The organism is Pseudomonas sp. TMB3-21 (assembly GCF_054898145.1).
This window is the reverse complement of record NZ_CM142718.1, coordinates 5,174,502-5,192,023: the sequence shown is the minus strand read 5'-3', so window position 1 is coordinate 5,192,023 and position 17,522 is coordinate 5,174,502. Positions and strand designations below refer to the sequence as shown.

At 60.1% G+C, this 17,522-nt stretch carries 12 protein-coding genes and 1 pseudogene; 5 read left to right on the top strand and 8 right to left on the bottom strand.

Going from position 1 to position 17,522, the window contains the following annotated elements:
* Positions 1-2 precede the first annotated feature (2 nt).
* From ACYZTS_RS23620 to ACYZTS_RS23610, 3 genes are all read left to right on the top strand, one after another.
* Positions 3-827, top strand: coding sequence for a mechanosensitive ion channel family protein (locus tag ACYZTS_RS23620; RefSeq protein ID WP_028621382.1), 825 nt, complete (start codon positions 3-5; stop codon positions 825-827).
* A gap of 85 nt (positions 828-912) precedes the next feature.
* Positions 913-1,503: an RNA polymerase sigma factor SigX gene (gene sigX / locus ACYZTS_RS23615; protein ID WP_461992430.1), complete on the top strand. Its 591-nt coding sequence runs from the start codon at positions 913-915 to the stop codon at positions 1,501-1,503.
* Between the two features lie 107 nt (positions 1,504-1,610).
* Positions 1,611-2,645, top strand: coding sequence for an OmpA family protein (locus tag ACYZTS_RS23610; RefSeq protein ID WP_028621384.1), 1,035 nt, complete (start codon positions 1,611-1,613; stop codon positions 2,643-2,645).
* Between the two features lie 85 nt (positions 2,646-2,730).
* On the opposite strand, the gene cobA is transcribed toward ACYZTS_RS23610, so the two are convergent.
* From cobA to ACYZTS_RS23575, 7 genes and pseudogenes are all read right to left on the bottom strand, one after another.
* Positions 2,731-3,495: a uroporphyrinogen-III C-methyltransferase gene (gene cobA / locus ACYZTS_RS23605; RefSeq protein WP_461992428.1), complete on the bottom strand. Its 765-nt coding sequence runs from the start codon at positions 3,493-3,495 to the stop codon at positions 2,731-2,733.
* A gap of 10 nt (positions 3,496-3,505) precedes the next feature.
* A complete protein-coding gene (locus ACYZTS_RS23600) occupies positions 3,506-6,223 on the bottom strand; it encodes a nitrate reductase (RefSeq protein ID WP_461992426.1) in 2,718 nt (905 codons plus the stop codon).
* 59 nt (positions 6,224-6,282) lie between these two features.
* Positions 6,283-7,491, bottom strand: a pseudogene (locus ACYZTS_RS23595) (NAD(P)/FAD-dependent oxidoreductase); the annotation flags it as partial.
* Between the two features lie 396 nt (positions 7,492-7,887).
* On the bottom strand, positions 7,888-9,558 hold the full coding sequence (locus ACYZTS_RS23590) for a protein kinase domain-containing protein (RefSeq protein WP_461992424.1): 1,671 nt from the start codon (positions 9,556-9,558) through the stop codon (positions 7,888-7,890).
* A gap of 7 nt (positions 9,559-9,565) precedes the next feature.
* Complete coding sequence (locus ACYZTS_RS23585) at positions 9,566-10,777, bottom strand: nitrate/nitrite transporter (protein WP_461992422.1); 1,212 nt, start codon at positions 10,775-10,777, stop codon at positions 9,566-9,568.
* 373 nt (positions 10,778-11,150) lie between these two features.
* Positions 11,151-11,726 (bottom strand): ANTAR domain-containing response regulator, encoded by a 576-nt coding sequence (locus ACYZTS_RS23580; RefSeq protein WP_461992421.1) that lies wholly within the window; start codon positions 11,724-11,726, stop codon positions 11,151-11,153.
* Positions 11,727-11,741: 15 nt separating this feature from the next.
* Positions 11,742-12,953 (bottom strand): CmpA/NrtA family ABC transporter substrate-binding protein, encoded by a 1,212-nt coding sequence (locus tag ACYZTS_RS23575; protein WP_461992419.1) that lies wholly within the window; start codon positions 12,951-12,953, stop codon positions 11,742-11,744.
* Between the two features lie 228 nt (positions 12,954-13,181).
* Between ACYZTS_RS23575 and ACYZTS_RS23570 the strand changes: the two genes are divergently transcribed.
* Positions 13,182-14,201 carry a quinone-dependent dihydroorotate dehydrogenase gene (locus ACYZTS_RS23570; RefSeq protein ID WP_461992418.1) on the top strand — a complete coding sequence of 340 codons (1,020 nt, stop codon included), beginning with the start codon at positions 13,182-13,184 and terminating at the stop codon, positions 14,199-14,201.
* A gap of 280 nt (positions 14,202-14,481) precedes the next feature.
* Here the strand turns inward: ACYZTS_RS23570 and rmf are convergent, their stop codons facing one another.
* Positions 14,482-14,697: a ribosome modulation factor gene (gene rmf, locus ACYZTS_RS23565; protein ID WP_003223300.1), complete on the bottom strand. Its 216-nt coding sequence runs from the start codon at positions 14,695-14,697 to the stop codon at positions 14,482-14,484.
* 529 nt (positions 14,698-15,226) lie between these two features.
* Between rmf and rlmKL the strand changes: the two genes are divergently transcribed.
* Positions 15,227-17,497 carry a bifunctional 23S rRNA (guanine(2069)-N(7))-methyltransferase RlmK/23S rRNA (guanine(2445)-N(2))-methyltransferase RlmL gene (rlmKL, locus tag ACYZTS_RS23560; RefSeq protein ID WP_461992416.1) on the top strand — a complete coding sequence of 757 codons (2,271 nt, stop codon included), beginning with the start codon at positions 15,227-15,229 and terminating at the stop codon, positions 17,495-17,497.
* Positions 17,498-17,522: the final 25 nt, after the last annotated feature.

Below are 17,522 nucleotides of genomic sequence, written 5' to 3'. Positions count from 1 at the left end.
ATATGGAACTTGATCTCTGGACTCAGAGCCTCGTCACTGCAATGACTGCGTTGTGGACCAAGATTGCGAATTTCATCCCGAACCTGTTCGGCGCACTGGTTGTGCTGCTGTTGGGCTTCGTGGTCGCCAAGCTGCTGGACACCCTGTTGTCCAAGTTGCTGGCTAAGCTGGGGCTAGATCGCCTGATGGGCGGCACCGGTCTGACAAAATTATTGTCCCGGGCTGGCCTGCAGGTGCCGATTTCGACGCTGATCGGCAAAATCGTCTACTGGTTCGTTTTGCTGATATTCCTGGTTTCTGCAGCGGAATCTCTTGGACTTGAGCGAGTCTCAGCTACGCTTGATATGCTTGCGCTGTATTTGCCGAAAGTATTTGGCGCCGCGCTGGTGTTGCTGGTGGGCGTGCTGCTGGCGCAACTGGCCAACGGGCTGGTGCGTGGCGCGGCAGAAGGCGTAGGGCTGGACTACGCTTCAGGGCTGGGGCGAATTGCCCAGGGCCTGGTGATTATCATCAGTATTTCGGTGGCAATCAGCCAGTTGGAGGTCAAGACTGACCTGCTGAACCACGTGATTGTCATCGTATTGATTACCGTTGGTCTGGCGGTAGCGCTGGCCATGGGGCTTGGAAGCCGGGAAATTGCCGGTCAGATTCTTGCGGGAATCTATGTGCGTGAGTTGTATGAGGTTGGGCAACAAGTGCGTGTTGGCGAGGTCGAAGGGCAGATCGAAGAGATCGGCACGGTTAAAACCACACTGCTGACCGACGAGGGTGAGCTAGTCTCTCTCTCTAATCGGATCTTGCTGGAGCAGCATGTGAGTAGCCGCTAACCCGGCAAACCCTGCTAATGTATGCCGCCGCAAATGCCCATCAGGGTTGCGGCGGACATTGACCTGACTGTCGGCCCGACTTGTTTTGAATAAAGCTCAATCGCTCTCTACGCGCTACGACCCCCGCGAGCTCTCTGATGAGGAGTTGGTCGCGCGCGCGCATACCGAGCTGTTTCACGTAACGCGCGCCTATGAAGAATTGATGCGGCGTTACCAGCGAACATTATTTAACGTCTGTGCACGATATCTTGGGAACGATCGCGACGCAGACGATGTCTGTCAGGAGGTGATGTTGAAGGTGTTGTATGGCCTGAAGAACTTCGAGGGGAAATCGAAGTTCAAAACCTGGCTCTACAGCATCACGTACAACGAATGCATCACTCAGTATCGGAAGGAACGGCGAAAGCGTCGCTTGATGGATGCTTTGAGTCTGGACCCGCTTGAGGAAGCGTCTGAAGAAAAGGCGCCGAACCCTGAAGAAAAGGGCGGACTTGATCGCTGGCTGGTGTATGTAAACCCGATCGACAGGGAAATTCTGGTGCTACGATTTGTCGCAGAGCTGGAATTTCAGGAGATCGCGGATATCATGCATATGGGTTTGAGTGCGACAAAAATGCGTTACAAACGTGCTCTAGATAAATTGCGTGAGAAATTTGCAGGCGTGGCTGAAACTTAGTTCGACGCAAATATCTCTTACGTGTAGGCAAGTTCTGATAGACTTGCCGCCGAGTTGTCCCCCGGTTTGCGGGACTGCTTCACAATCACCAGATGGGGATTTAACGGATGAAACTGAAAAACACCTTGGGCTTGGCCATTGGTTCTCTTATTGCGGCCACTTCGTTCGGCGCTCTGGCACAAGGCCAAGGCGCAGTTGAAATCGAAGGCTTCGCTAAGAAAGAAATGTTCGACAGCGCTCGCGACTTCAAAAATAACGGCAACCTGTTCGGCGGCTCGATCGGTTACTTCCTGACCGACGACGTTGAACTGCGTCTGGCCTACGACGAAGTGCACAACGCGCGCACTGAAGACGGGACGAACGTTAAAGGCGCTAACACCGCTCTGGACGCTCTGTACCACTTCAATAACCCAGGTGACATGCTGCGTCCTTACGTCTCGGCCGGTTTCTCGGACCAGAGCATCGACCAGAATGGCAGCAACGGCCGCAACCGTTCCACCTTCGCCAACGTTGGCGGCGGTGCCAAGCTGTACTTCACTGACAACTTCTACGCCCGTGCCGGCGTTGAAGCTCAGTACAATATCGACCAGGGCGACACCGAGTGGGCTCCTAGCGTTGGTATCGGTGTGAACTTCGGTGGCGGCTCCAAGCCTGCTGCTGCTCCAGTTCCAGCACCGGCTGAAGTCTGCTCCGACAGCGACAACGACGGCGTTTGCGACAACGTTGACAAGTGCCCGGACACCCCAGCCAACGTAACTGTTGACGCTGATGGCTGCCCAGCAGTTGCTGAAGTTGTTCGTGTAGAGCTGGACGTTAAGTTCGATTTCGACAAATCTGTTGTTAAGACCGACAGCTACGGCGACATCAAGAACCTGGCTGACTTCATGAAGCAGTACCCAGCCACCAGCACTACTGTTGAAGGTCACACTGACTCCGTCGGTCCTGACGCTTACAACCAGAAACTGTCCGAGCGTCGTGCAAACGCCGTTAAGCAAGTTCTGACCAACCAGTACGGTGTTGAATCGTCCCGCGTTCAGTCTGTTGGCTACGGCGAATCCCGCCCAGTTGCTGACAACGCTACTGACGCTGGCCGCGCTGTAAACCGTCGCGTAGAAGCGCAGGTTGAAGCTAACGCTAAGTAATTAGCCGCAGCTCTGAGGAAAGCCCGGCTTAGGCCGGGCTTTTCTTTGTCTGCGATTTGCCTGGAGAAAGGAAAATCAGCAACATTCAAGCCGACTGGTCTGCCGTTATCGCGGGCAAGTTTTGCTGCCATTCGCTCTGTACTCCGTACGCCGCCACTTCACCGATCACAAGAATAGCCGGGCTCTTCAATACAAAGATGTAGGCATCTTCCTGCATTGCTGTGAGGTTGCTCCGACATTCCCGTTGATGCGGCAAGGATGCATTTTCAATCATCGCCACCGGCGTATCCGCAGCCAGGCCTCCGGCCAGCAACTGTTCACGGATCTCGCTCAACTTCGCTACGCCCATGTAAATCACCAAGGTCGTGCCGCTTTGCGCCAGCGCTTGCCAGTTCAGGCTGCTGTCATCCTGCGTGTGCGCCGTCACCAGCGTCACGCCGCGGGCCACACCACGCAAAGTCAGGGGAATGCCGCACTGCGTCGCCCCCGCAAGACCTGCAGTTATGCCGTTGACCAGTTCGACCTCGATTCCCTGTTCCCGCAACCACTGCGCCTCTTCACCGCCCCGACCGAAAATGCATGGATCGCCACCCTTGAGCCGCACCACGCATTTGCCTTGGCGGGCATAGCGCAACATCAGCCGGTGAATAAACGCCTGTGGCGTCGAGCGGCAGCCTCCGCGCTTGCCCACCGGAATGATCCGCGCGTGCGGACAATGCTCAAGCACCGCCTCGTTCACCAGATCGTCGATCAACACCACAGCCGCTTCCTTCAGTGCCCGAACAGCCTTGAGGGTCAACAGTTCCGGGTCACCGGGGCCTGCACCCACCAGCCAGACTTTTGCATTCATAGTGTTTTCCTCAGGAGATGATGGCGAGCGGCTGCGCAGCGGCAGCCAGCAAACGCTTGATTTCCGGAACGCAGGAACCGCATTGCGTGCCACAGCCCAATTTTTGTTTTAAACCCGGTAAATCCAGACCGCTGCTGATACCGGTGCAGATGGCGCCCTGGCTGACGTTCATGCAGTTGCAAAGAATTTTGCTGCCCGCCGCCGGCATGCTGGCGTTGCCCGGCGGTGCGCTCAGCGGCGCCAGCAACCAGCGCCGCAACTGCTGATCCGCGCGGCCTTCGAGCCAGAGGTTTTGCAGCCAATGTTGGGCAAGGGTTTCACCCGCGAGACGAATCGCGGTGATCCGGCCGTTTTCGATGCGCACCCGTTTGCCAATCGCACGTCCCGGGTCGTCATAGGTCAGCACCGGTCCTTCGCTGAGGCCCAGGCACTGGTCGATAGCGTGCAGCACGGCAGGCTCCGGCACGGTAAGGCTGGCGGCGCGTATGAGCAGTGCTGGACGTTCTCGACCGGCCAAGCTGAGGCTGACGTAGGAAAACGCTTCGCACAGCGGTCGTAGCGTCTCAAAATGCTGTTGAACATCACCTTCGACCAGAGCGAAGAGCGTCCATGGCAAATTCGCCGGTTCGAGACGCACGCCGCTGTGTTTCAACTCCGGCTGTTTCGACAAGGGGTCGAACGCCGGTTGAGTGATTGTATTGACACCGCCCTTGAGGAAGCGGTCGCCCCAATGCATGGGCAGGAAGGCCTGCCCAGGGCGCAGGCTGTCGTCACTGGCGACGGCAACAATCAGCGAACCTCGACGACTTTGAAGGCTGACCAGATCGCCCGATTGCAGGGAATGCCGACCTAGCTCATCCGGGTGCAGGCTCAACTGCGCTTCGCTGACGTGACCGAATAATTGCGCGGCCGTGCCGGTTCGGCTCATGCCATGCCACTGATCGCGCAGACGCCCGGTTAGCAAGGTCAGCGGGAACTCTGCATCCCGTTGTTCTTTGGCTGCGAGGTAAGGATCGGCAATGAACCGCGCGCGGCCGTTGGCGGTGGGGAAAACCCCATCCAGATACAGCCGTGCCGTGCCGTGCGTCGCGCCTGAGGGGAAGGGCCATTGCTGAGGACCGAGTTGGTCGATCAGCTCATGGCTGATGCCCGACAGGTCCAGGTCGCGGCCGCGGGTCAGCAGTTTGTATTCATCAAAAATCTGCGCGGGTGACTTGAAGGCAAACAGGCTGGTTTGGCCTGGACGCAGACGCTTCTCCAGGCGTTGTGCGAAATCCACGGTAATCGACCAGTCCGGACGGGCTTCACCCGGTGCGACTACCGCTTGCCGCACGTGGGAAATCCGCCGCTCGGAGTTAGTCACCGTGCCTTCCTTTTCACCCCAGCTCGCGGCCGGTAGCAGCAGATCTGCAAAGGCGGCCGTTTCTGTAGTGCGGAAAGCTTCCTGCAAAACCACAAAAGGGCAGGCCTGCAATGCCGCGCGCACGGCATTTTGATCCGGCAGCGATTGCGCAGGGTTAGTGCAGGCGATCCACAGTGCCTTGATTTTGCCGCTGCCCACCTGCTCGAACAGCTCGATGGCGGTCAGCCCCGTACTTGCCGGAAGTTGTTCGATGCCCCAATAAGCCGCTACTTCAGCGCGATGTTCAGCGTTGGCCGCTTCGCGATGGCCCGGCAGCAGGTTGGACAAACTGCCGGTTTCCCGGCCGCCCATGGCATTCGGCTGACCGGTCAGAGAGAAAGGTCCGGCACCGGGACGGCCGATTTGCCCGGTGACCAGGTGCAGGTTGATCAAGGCGCTGTTTTTTGCGCTGCCCGCCGTCGATTGGTTCAGGCCCATGCACCACAGCGACAGGAAGCTCGGCGAAGTGCCCACCCATTCGGCGCACTGGCGCAGTTGCGCGGGACTGATCCCGCATAGCTCCGACACGCTCTGTGGCGTGTAATCGCGCACCAACGCCTCAAGTTCCTCCAGCCCGTCGGTGTGTGCTTCGATGAACTCGCGGTCAATCCAGTCTTCCTTCAGCAGCAGATGCACAATCCCATGGAACAAGGCGACATCGGTGCCAGGCAGGATGGCCAGGTGCAAGTCCGCCAGGTCGCAGGTGTCGGTGCGACGCGGGTCAATGACGATGACTTTCATCTGCGGCCGACGGGATTTCGCTTCCTCCAGGCGTCGGAACAAGACCGGATGGGCGTAGGCCATGTTGCTGCCGACGATCATCACACAGTCGCTCAGTTCCAGGTCTTCGTAGCTGCATGGCGGTGCATCAGCGCCCAGGCTGCGTTTGTAACCGACCACTGCAGACGACATGCACAGCCGCGAATTGCTGTCGATGTTGTTAGTGCCCACCAGGGCCCGCGCCAGTTTGTTGAAGGCGTAATAATCTTCGGTGAGCAACTGGCCGGAGATGTAAAAAGCCACGCTGTCCGGCCCGTGCCCGGCGACGGTCTCGGCAAAGACATTGGCGGCGTGATCGAGCGCGGTGTCCCAGTCGGTGCGGCTGCGCGCGAGGCCTTTGCCCAGGCGCAATTCGGGGTATAGAGCGCGGGCGGTGAGGTCGCCGGTCAGGTGCAGGGTCGAACCTTTGCTGCACAGTTTGCCGAAATTGGCCGGGTGCGCCGGATCGCCGCTGACGCCGAGGATGCGCTCGCCGTCATGTTCGATCAGCACGCCGCAGCCGACGCCGCAGTAACAGCACGTCGAGGCCGTGATCTGACGGTTCATCAGCTGGCTTCCTGCAGGGGAACGGGCGCCAGGTCATCGTCCTCGTCAACGGTCGCGACGATCGATTGGGCGCCAAACATCAAGTGATCGCGAATAGGCCCGATGCCGTGGTTCTCGCGAATTTTCTGGAGATACCAGCCGCCATCAGCGGTATCGCCATACAGGCAGGCGCCAACCAATACGTCATCCTTGATCACCAGTTTTTTATAAACCCCACTGATCGGGTCGCAGAGGGTGATGGTCTCGGTGCCTTCGCCGCCCATGAAGTCGCCGGCGGAGAACAGGTCGATGCCGGTAACCTTTAGTTTGGTCGAGGTCACCGAGCCCTTGTAAGTGGCAAATCCCAATTGAGCCAGGTGGTTGGCGCACACCTTGGCCTGTTCGAACAGCGGCGCGACCAGGCCATAGGCGATGCCACGGTGACTGGCGCATTCGCCGATTGCGTAAATCCGTGGGTCGTAGGTTTGCATCGTGTCGTTGACCAGAATCCCCCGAGTGCACGGCAGGCCGGATTTTTCCGCGAGTTCGGTGCGCGGACGGATGCCGGCAGCCATCACCACCAGGTCGGCGGGAAGGATGTCGCCGTTCTTGAACTCAATCGAGCCAACCCGCCCGTTGCCGGCATCGTGCAGGGCCAGCGTCTGTTCACGCAGGCGAAACTGCAGGCCGCGAGCTTCCAGGGCGGCTTGCAGCAATTGGCCGCTGGTTTTATCGAGTTGTCGCTCGAGCAGCCATTCGCCGATGTGCACCACCGTGACGTGCATGCCGCGCAGCATCAGTCCGTTGGCCGCCTCCAGGCCTAGCAGCCCGCCGCCGATGACCACCGCGTGTTGATGCGTTTTCGCGGTGTTGATCATCGTCTGGGTGTCGGCAATATCGCGGTAGCCGATCACGCCCTGCAGGGTGTTGCCGGGGATCGGCAGGATGAAAGGCGTCGAACCGGTGGCGATCAGCAGGCGATCGTATTCGGCCTCGGTGCCGTCGTCGGCGATGACCCGGCGTTTGATCCGGTCGATTTCCACCACGTTGCGGTTGAGCAGCAGCGTGATGTTGTTCCTGGAGTACCAGTCGAGGTCGTTGAGCACGATCTCCTCGAACGTTTGCTCGCCGGCCAGCACGGGTGACAGCAGGATACGGTTGTAGTTGGCATGCGGTTCAGCGCCGAAGACCGTGATGTCGTAGAGCTCGTCGCTCAATTTGAGCAGCTCTTCCAGGGTACGAGTCCCGGCCATGCCGTTGCCGATCATCACCAGTTTCAATTTTTTCATCAGGTTCTCCGGGGAGTCTGCACTGGCCTCATCAGGCGCTCAGGTCGTGCTCGACATATTTCGCGCAAACAAAAAAAGGCGCCCCGCTAGTTGCCTAGCGAGGACGCCTTTGTCCTGGTCCCGTTCTCTCGGGCAGCGCACCCTTCATCGTTGAAGGCTGGGCTTTATGGGTGATGGGATGGGTAATGCAGTGGTTGTGCCAAGTTGTGCGGCCCGGCGGATCTGCGGGTATTGCCAGGCTGAAGGAGGGTTTTGCTGCACCGAATTAATGCGAGGTGCCCGTTTTGAGGCAGAAGATCGCAGCCTCGTTGCACTCGACAGCTCCTACGGGGAAACGTGATTCGCTTGTAGGCGCTGGCGTGTAGGAGCTGTCGAGTGCAACGAGGCTGCGATCTTTCAACCACGAAAAATCAACACCAGCAGCACCAGATTCACCACCAGCGAAACCAGTGCCATGGTCCGCCAGACCTTCAACGGCTCGCGCTCCAGCAACGGTCGTGGGCGCACGCTCAAACTGCGTCGCTCGCCCTGTTCCAGCAGCAGCAACCATTCTTCTGCCGTTTCGAATCGCGCACCGGGTTCCACCGCGACCGCCCGCTCGAGGCTCTGCGCCAGCCATTCCGGCAGGTCCGGGCGGTAGCGACCAGGACTCACCGGCAGGCCAAATCGCGGACGCTGAAAAGCTTCGATTTCACCATAGGGGTAATGCCCGGTGAGCAGGAAATACAGGGTCACGCCGACCGCATACAAATCCTGCTGCGCAGTCGGCGCATCACCACGAAAAGCCTCTGGCGCAATGTAGCTGGGGGTGCCGGGCAGGGCGCAGGCCTGGTCTTCGGACAAGCCGGGGCAGTAGGCGAGACCGAAATCCAGCAGGCGCAACTCACCGTCGTCCCCCAGCAGCAGGTTTTCCGGTTTGATGTCGCGATGCAAAATTTGCCGGCGATGCAGCATGCCCAGCGCCCGCAGCAAGCGCTCAGCCAGGTCCTGCCATTGCGCCAAAGGCAACGGCCCCGCCTGCGCGTGCAACTGCGCGAGGGTGGAACCGGAATATTCGCGCATCACGTAGTACAAATGCTGACGCTGACTGGCCGCATGCACCTCCGGAAAATGCCGCCCGGCCACGCGTTTGAGAAACCATTCCTCAGACAGCAACGCCTGCCCGGCCAGATGATCGTCATGTAGTGCCGCCGGTAACGTCTTCAATAACCAGGATTGCTGTTGCGTATCGCGCACTCGATAAAGCAGCGATTGCTGGCTCTGCGCAAGAACCCCGTCAATCTGCCAGCCTTCGAACATCTGGCCCGGTTTCAGCGTGGGGGGCAGCGGCCATTGCTGCAGATGAATAAGCGCATCGCCAATGCTGGTTTCGCCAAGCGCGTCGACCCGCACCAACAACGCGCTGGCGTTGTCTTGACTGCCGGCCAGGTGCGCCGCGCTGACCAGCGTCTGGGCGGCGCTGGATAAATCCGGCTGGTCGCGCAGAATAGCCGCAATAGCCGTATCCCCCAAAACAGCCCAGATGCCATCGCTGAGCAGCACGAAACTTTCATCGACACGCAATTCGCCGTCGAGAAAATCCAGCACCACGTGTTGATCCAGTCCCAGCGCGCGTTTCAGCACGTGCTGCATGCCCGGTTGATCCCAGACGTGATCTTCGCTGATGCGTTGCAACTGGTCAGCGTGCCAGCGATAAACCCTGCAGTCGCCGACGTGGGCCAAGGTAAACCGCCTGCCGCGCATCACCAAAGCGCTGACCGTGGTCAGCAGCGGTAGGCCACCGCCGTTGGCTTGCAACCAGCGATTCTGCGCGAGCAGCAAGCGGTCCAGTGCCTGCGCGACACCCCAGGTTTCCGGGGTGGCGTAATAATCCAGCGCCAGTGCCTGCAGGGTCGAACGCGCGGCGAGGCCGCCATCGGCACACTGGCTGACGCCGTCGGCGATGGCGAACAGGTAACCTTTGCTCGCTGCCAGCGCCGGTGCGGGTGTCACCAGGCGCAAGGCGTCCTGATTTTCCTCGCGGGGACCGGTGGCGCTGGCTTCGGCGAAACTCAGTTGCAGGCTCATTCAGTGTTCAGACCCGCGCCGCCGTCACGGCGGCCGAGCCCCAAGTCGTTCTCCAGCGACGTTTCACACCGTGCAGACCGAACCAGGCAAGCACGCCGAGGCTGGCAAACAACCACAACGCCAGTTGATAACTGCCGGTGCTCTGCTTGATCGCGCCCATGCCGGCGGCCAGTGCGAAACCGCCGATGCCGCCGGCCATGCCGATCAGGCCGGTCATCACGCCGATCTCCCGACGAAAGCGCTGCGGGACCAGCTGGAAAACCGCCCCGTTACCCGCACCCAAACCCAGCATGGTGCAGACGAAAAGGGCCAGTGCCGCGTAGGAACTCGGCAGGTTGAAGCCCACGGCCGCAATGCAGATCGCCGCGACGGTGTACATCGCCAACAGGGTGCGGATGCCGCCGAAGCGGTCGGCCAACGCGCCGCCCAAGGGGCGCATCAGACTGCCGCCAAACACGCAGGCGGCGGTGTAGTAACCTGCGGTGACCGGGCTCAGCCCGTATTGATCGTTGAAGTAGCCCGGCAGGGCGCTGGCCAGGCCGATGAAACCGCCGAAGGTGACACTGTAGAAAAACATGAACCACCAGCTGTCACGGTCGCCCAAGGCTTTGAAATAGTCGGCGACTGACTTGGCTTTCGGCCGCTCGGGGGCGTTTTTGGCCAGCCAGGTGAAGACGATGAGGGTCACAATCAGCGGGATCAGCGCAAAGCCGAATACGTTGCTCCAGCCGAACGCGGCCGCCAGCACCGGGGCGATCAGCGCGGCAAGCACCGTCCCGGAATTGCCGGCACCGGCAATGCCCATGGCTTTGCCCTGATGCTGCGGCGGATACCACTGCGAGGCCAGCGGCAAGGCGACGGCGAAGGATGCACCAGCCATGCCGAGGAACAGCCCCAGCAGCAGCGCTTGTTCGTAGCTGTGAATGCCGTGCATCCAGGCGACGAACAGGGCGCAGATGACAATCACCTGGCCGATCAGCCCGGCGGTTTTCGGCGACAGGCGATCAGCGAGCATGCCCATGATGAAGCGCAGTATGGCGCCGGCCAGAATCGGCGTGGCGACCATCAGGCCGCGTTGTTGGGTGGTCAACTGCAAGTCGGCGGCGATCTGCACCGCCATCGGACCCAGCAGATACCAGACCATGAAACTCAGGTCGAAATAGAGAAAGGCTGCGAACAGGGTCGGGGTATGGCCGGATTTCCAGAAGCTTGAATTCATCGCGCACCTCAGCGGTTGGTCGTCTCGAAAAGAGTCATGAGCTTGCGAGTGGGGCGCCGGCCCGGCCGCACCACCGACCCCGTGTCGCGGGGCCAAAACAAAAAAACGCCGCCACCCGATTCGCCGTGAGGCAAACAAGGTGAGCGACGTCTTTGTCGTGGGTGGGGCAACCGCCGTTGGTTACCTGTGGTGATTACATAGCGAGATTTGTGCCAACCCTTTGAAACCGGGTCGTCCATCTGTAGGAGCCGGCTTGCTGGCGATCAACATCGAAGGGGTATGGCTGACACAACGAGGTGCCCGCATCGCCAGCAAGCCGGCTCCTACGGGGCGGCTATCGTTCGCGAAGGGATCTGACAGGTGTCACCCGGCTTCAGCCGAGCAACTCACTCATCGCAATAATTTGCTCCGCCACGTGAATCAGCTTCTGCTGGCGACTCATCGCCTGACGGCGCATCAGGGTGTAGGCCTCTTCTTCATTGCACGCTTTCATCTTCATCAGCATGCCCTTGGCCAGCTCGATTCGCTTGCGCTCGGCCAGTTGCTGGTCGCGGGCATGCAGTTGCGCACGCAGGGCCTGGTCGCTTTCGAAGCGTGCCATGGCGACGTCGAGAATCGGCTGTAAACGTTGTGCGTGAATACCCTCGACGATGTAGGCACTGACCCCGGCCTTGATCGCCTGGCGCATCACATTCGGGTCGTGCTCGTCGGTAAACATTACGATCGGCCGCGGTTGGTCGCGGGAAACCAGCACCACTTGCTCCATCACGTCCCGGCTCGGTGACTCGGTATCGATCAGAATCACGTCCGGGCGCACCGTTTCGACGCGCGCGGGCAGGTCGATGGTCAGGCCGGACTCGTCGATCACCTCGAACCCGGCTTCCGTCAGCGCCGCTTTCAGGCGCCCGACTTTTTTCGCAGTGTCGTTGATCAGCAGGATACGCAGCATGTTCGCAATCTCCTGTCAGCGGCGGGCGAGAAGGGCGGAGCTGTCGCTCAGGGCGTGCAGCTTGAAGCTCTGGGCATACGCGACGGGGTCGGAGCCGTCCCAGATTTTGCCGTCGATCAACTGGCTGCTGCGCATGTCCGCCACGTTGGCGGCAACCCCGACAGCGGTGGCGGCCTCCCGGTACAGGTCCAGTTGCTGCACGTGCCGGGCCACCGCGAGGTAGTCCGGATCGTCGCGCAATAATCCCCAGCGGCGGAACTGGGTCATGAACCACATGCCGTCGGACAGATGAGGCAGATTGACCTCGCCATTACCGTGGAAGCGCAGCGCGTGGGGGTCCTGCCAGCGATTGCCGAGACCGTCGTCATAATCGCCGAGCAGGCGTGGTTCGATGCAGTCGAGCGGCGCGTCGAGGAACTCCGGCGCGCTCAGCAACTGCGCAGTGCTGCGACGATTTTCGGTGCTTTGTTCGATAAAGCGGCTCGCTTCGAGAATCGCCATCACCAGCGCGCGCGCGGTGTTGGGGTATTGCTCGACAAAGGCGCGGGTACAACCCAGCACCTTCTCCGGATGATCCGGCCAGAGGGTCTGCGTGGTCACCATGGTGAACCCGAGGTTGTGTTGCACTGCGCTGGCAGACCAGGGCTCGCCAACGCAAAAGCCATCGATGCGCCCGGCCTGCAGGTGCGCGACCATTTGCGGCGGCGGCACCACCACGCTGGTGACATCGTGCAGTGGATGAATGCCCTGGCTCGCGAGCCAGTAATACAGCCACATGGCGTGGGTGCCGGTCGGGAAGGTCTGGGCGAAGGTCAGTTTTGGGCGAGTTTGGTGCACGTGTCGTTCCAGTGCTTCAGGACCGGTCACGCCCAGCGCTTGCAAGCCATGGGACAGGTTGATGCTCTGGCCGTTCTGGTTCAGGCCCATCAACACGGCCATATCAGTGGAGGTCACGCCGCCGATGCCCAGGTGCACCGCGTAGATCAAACCGTACAGGCTGTGCGCGGCGTCGAGTTCGCCACTGACCAGTTTGTCGCGCAGGTTGGCCCAGGACGACTGGCGCTTGAGATTCAAGCTCAGCCCATAGGGCTGAGCGAAGCCCTGGGTGGCTGCGACCACCAGCGAGGCGCAGTCGCTGAGGGCCATGAAGCCGAGGTTGATTTCGGTCTTTTCCGGGGCGTCGCTGCCGTTGACCCAGGCCAACGGGCCGGCTGTGGTTTGTTTCATGAGCAAACACCTTCCAAAAAAAACGCCGTCCCAGGCTCCCGCGAGAACCGAGCCTTGTGACGACGCCATTGTCTTTCGACTCATCCCGTCGTTGGCATGAGTGCTGATGCAGTGACTGGTGCAAGGCATATGCCAGTGCCGGTGGATTTAGCTGCGCGCCTCGCGCACGACGGTGATGCCCGGCTATAATCGCCGCCTCATTTCGCCGCACTCGAGACCACGCCGCCCATGTACTCCCTGGCCCGTCAGCTGTTGTTCAAACTCTCCCCGGAAACCTCCCACGATCTGTCCCTGGACCTGATTGGCGCGGGCGGGCGTTTGGGCCTCAATGGCATGCTCAGCAAGGCGCCAGCGAAAGTGCCGGTGACCGTAATGGGCCTGGATTTCCCGAACCCGGTGGGGCTGGCGGCCGGTCTGGACAAGAACGGCGCGGCCATCGACGGTTTCGCGCAACTGGGTTTCGGTTTTGTCGAAATCGGCACCATCACTCCGCGTGCGCAGCCGGGTAATCCGAAACCACGGATTTTCCGTCTGCCGGAAGCCGAGGCGATCATCAACCGCATGGGCTTCAACAACCTTGGCGTCGATCATTTGCTGGCGCGGGTGGCAGCTGCAAAATACAAAGGTGTGCTGGGCATCAACATCGGCAAGAATTTCGACACGCCGGTCGAACGTGCTGTCGATGATTACCTGATCTGCCTGGACAAGGTTTACGCCCACGCCAGTTACGTCACGGTCAACGTCAGCTCGCCCAATACCCCGGGGCTGCGCAGCCTGCAGTTCGGCGATTCGCTCAAGCAACTGCTGGCGGACCTTGCCACCCGCCGCGCGGAACTGGCGCTGCGCCACGGCAGACATGTACCGCTGGCTATCAAGATTGCCCCGGACATGACCGACGAGGAAACCGCACAGGTCGCGCAAGCGCTGCTTGAAACCGGAATGGACGCGGTGATCGCGACCAACACCACCCTGAGTCGCGTCGGCGTTGAAGGCATGGAGCACGGCGACGAGGCGGGCGGTCTGTCCGGTGCGCCGGTGCGCGAGAAGAGCACGCATACCGTGAAAGTGCTGGCCGCAGAATTGGCCGGTCGCTTGCCGATCATTGCCGTGGGCGGCATTACCGAAGGCAAGCATGCGGCTGAGAAGATCGCTGCCGGTGCGAGCCTGGTGCAGATTTATTCCGGCTTCATCTACAAAGGCCCGGCGTTGATTCGTGAGTCCGTGGATGCGATAGCAGCGCTGCGCTGACCTGCAGCTGCCGAGCTTGCGAGGCTGCGTCCGGCTGCGAAGCAGTCGTAAGTTCTGCACCCACGGTTCATCAGATTGATCGCATTGGCGGGTTTCACGGCGGCGTCGCCGCCGGACGCAGCCTCGCGGTGCTCGACAGCTGCTACATGTGACCGCGTTTCCAAAGCATAAAAAAGGGCTCCTCGAAGGAGCCCTTGGGCCGAAGCCCGCCGCCCGGATGGGGCGTGCGTGGTAAGTCGTTACGTAATCAGATTGTCGTGTCGGAGTGTTAAGCCCTGTGTCAGCCGACGGCGTGAAGTTCGTTGAGTCTGTGGATTCCCGCAGTGCCGGTCATACCGTCCCAGTTGTCGCCGCGTCCTTCTCGCCAGCCGTTAATCCAGGCTTGACGTACCGACGGTAGAGTAAATGGGCAAAGCTCACGGGATTTGCCACCAACGCCGTATTGATATCCGCGCAAAAATGCTCTTTCCAACGGATCACGCTTAAGTCTTCTCATAGGGTGTTGCCCTCACTTGTTGACTGTATTTATCGCGTTGACCTCGAATTGAGGTCTGGCAGAAAATCTCTGCCGTTGGGGCTCGCTGCCGGCGTCGCGAGCCAAGGTGTTGACGCCGTTGCGACGTCAACCTGTGTTGAGTTCTAACCAATGAGTCACACAGATGGAATGATCGTTTTGTCATAAGCACGTAACCGTTAAGGTGCTATGGCCATAAGTAACATGATGTTCGGTGCAGGTTTATTGGCCAAACCCCGGTATGATCGGCCCCCACGGTAAATGACAGGTTCAAACCTTTAACGAGAATCGCTCGTGTTGCTGCGAGTATTATTCGACGAAGGGTCGCCTTATTAGATTTTGTTGCATCACGCTTTTTATCTGCCTGTGCATCTAAGCTCATTTGACCCGAGCAGCACGGGTGGGACGGCACACCTTCGTGCCACGCGGGCGCTCTTCAAGAAAAGCGCCTGATTGAAAACCGGGCCGGCAATGCGTTGCCGGTCCACTAGCCAAAGGCTCTGGAATCACCATGTCCGATCGTTTCGAACTCTTCCTCACTTGCCCAAAAGGCCTTGAAGGCCTGCTCATCGAGGAAGCCGTCGGGCTTGGCCTTGAAGAAGCGCGCGAGCACACCTCTGCCGTGCGCGGCATGGCCACCATGGAAACTGCCTATCGTCTGTGCCTGTGGTCGCGTCTGGCAAACCGGGTGCTGCTGGTGCTCAAGCGTTTCCCGATGAAGGACGCCGAGGACCTTTACCACGGCGTGCTCGACATCGAATGGCAAGACCACATGCTCAACGACGGCACCCTGGCCGTTGAGTTCAGCGGGCACGGCTCGGGCATCGACAACACGCACTTTGGCGCCTTGAAGGTCAAAGACGCGATCGTCGACAAACTGCGTACGCCGCAGGGCGATCGTCCTTCCATCGACAAACTCAACCCGGACCTGCGCATTCACCTGCGTCTGGACCGTGGCGAAGCCATTTTGTCTCTCGACCTTTCCGGCCACAGCCTGCACCAGCGCGGTTATCGTCTGCAGCAGGGCGCTGCGCCGTTGAAGGAAAACCTCGCGGCCGCGATTCTGATTCGCTCGGGCTGGCCGCGCATTGCCGCCGACGGTGGCGCGCTGGCTGACCCGATGTGCGGTGTCGGCACGTTCCTGGTCGAAGCGGCGATGATCGCCGCCGACATGGCGCCGAACCTGCGTCGCGAGCAGTGGGGCTTTACCGCCTGGCTGGGCCACGTCCCGGCACTGTGGAAAAAGCTTCACGAAGAAGCCACTGAGCGTGCCGCTGCCGGTCTGGCCAGACCACCGCTGTGGATTCGTGGCTACGAAGCTGATCCGCGCCTGATTCAACCGGGCCGCAACAACGTCGAACGTGCCGGCCTGAGCGAGTGGATCAAGATCTATCAAGGCGAGGTCGGCACCTTTGAACCGCGTCCGGACCAGAACCAGAAAGGTCTGGTCATCTGCAACCCGCCGTACGGCGAGCGTCTGGGCGATGAAGCGAGTTTGCTTTACCTCTACCAGAACCTGGGCGAGCGTCTGCGTCAGGCCTGCCTTAACTGGGAAGCCGCCGTTTTCACCGGCGCGCCGGACCTGGGCAAGCGCATGGGCATCCGCAGTCACAAACAGTATTCATTCTGGAACGGCGCGCTGCCGTGCAAACTGCTGCTGATCAAGGTCACCCCGGATCAGTTTGTCACCGGTGAGCGTCGCACCCCGGAACAGCGTCAGGTCGAGCGTGAGCAGGCCGAAATCGAAGTCGCCGACAACGATGTGGCGCCAGGCAAATACGAGAAGTACAACAAGAACGGCAACCCGATCAAACCGGCCCCGGTGGTGATCGAGCAACCGCGCTTGAGCGAAGGCGGGCAAATGTTTGCCAACCGTTTGCAGAAAAATCTCAAGGCGCTGGGCAAGTGGGTCAAGCGTGAAGGCATCGATTGCTATCGCATCTACGATGCCGACATGCCTGAATACTCGATGGCCATCGACCTGTATCACGATTGGGTCCATGTGCAGGAATACGCCGCGCCAAAATCCATTGATCCGGAAAAAGCTTCGGCGCGCATGTTCGATGCCCTGGCTGCGATTCCGCAAGCGTTGAACGTCGACAAGAGCCGCGTGGTGGTCAAGCGCCGCGAACGTCAAAGCGGCACCAAGCAATACGAGAGACAGGCAGCCCAGGGGAAATTTGTCGAGGTCAACGAAGGTGGCGTCAAGCTGCTGGTCAACCTCACCGATTACCTCGATACCGGTCTGTTCCTCGATCACCGGCCAATGCGCTTGCGGATTCAGAAGGAAGCAGAGGGCAAGCGCTTCCTCAATCTGTACAGCTACACCGCGACCGCCAGCGTGCATGCCGCCAAAGGTGGCGCGCGCAGCACCACCAGCGTCGATCTGTCGAAAACCTACCTGGACTGGGCGCGACGCAACCTGTCGTTGAACGGTTTCTCTGACAAGAACCGTCTGGAGCAGGGCGATGTGATGGTCTGGCTGGACGCCTGCCGTGATGAGTTCGACCTGATTTTCATCGATCCGCCGACGTTCTCCAACTCCAAGCGCATGGAAGGGATTTTCGACGTGCAGCGCGATCAGGTGCAGTTGATCGACTTGGCCATGGCGCGTCTGGCGCCGGGTGGCGTGTTGTACTTCTCCAACAACTTCCGCAAATTTGAGCTTGAGCCAAACCTGACCGAACGCTACGCCGTGGAAGAAATCACGGCCAAGACCATCGATCCGGATTTCGCCCGTAACGGCAAGATCCATCGGGCCTGGAAAATAATGGCGCGTTAACACCGCAATGAACTGCAGGAGCGGC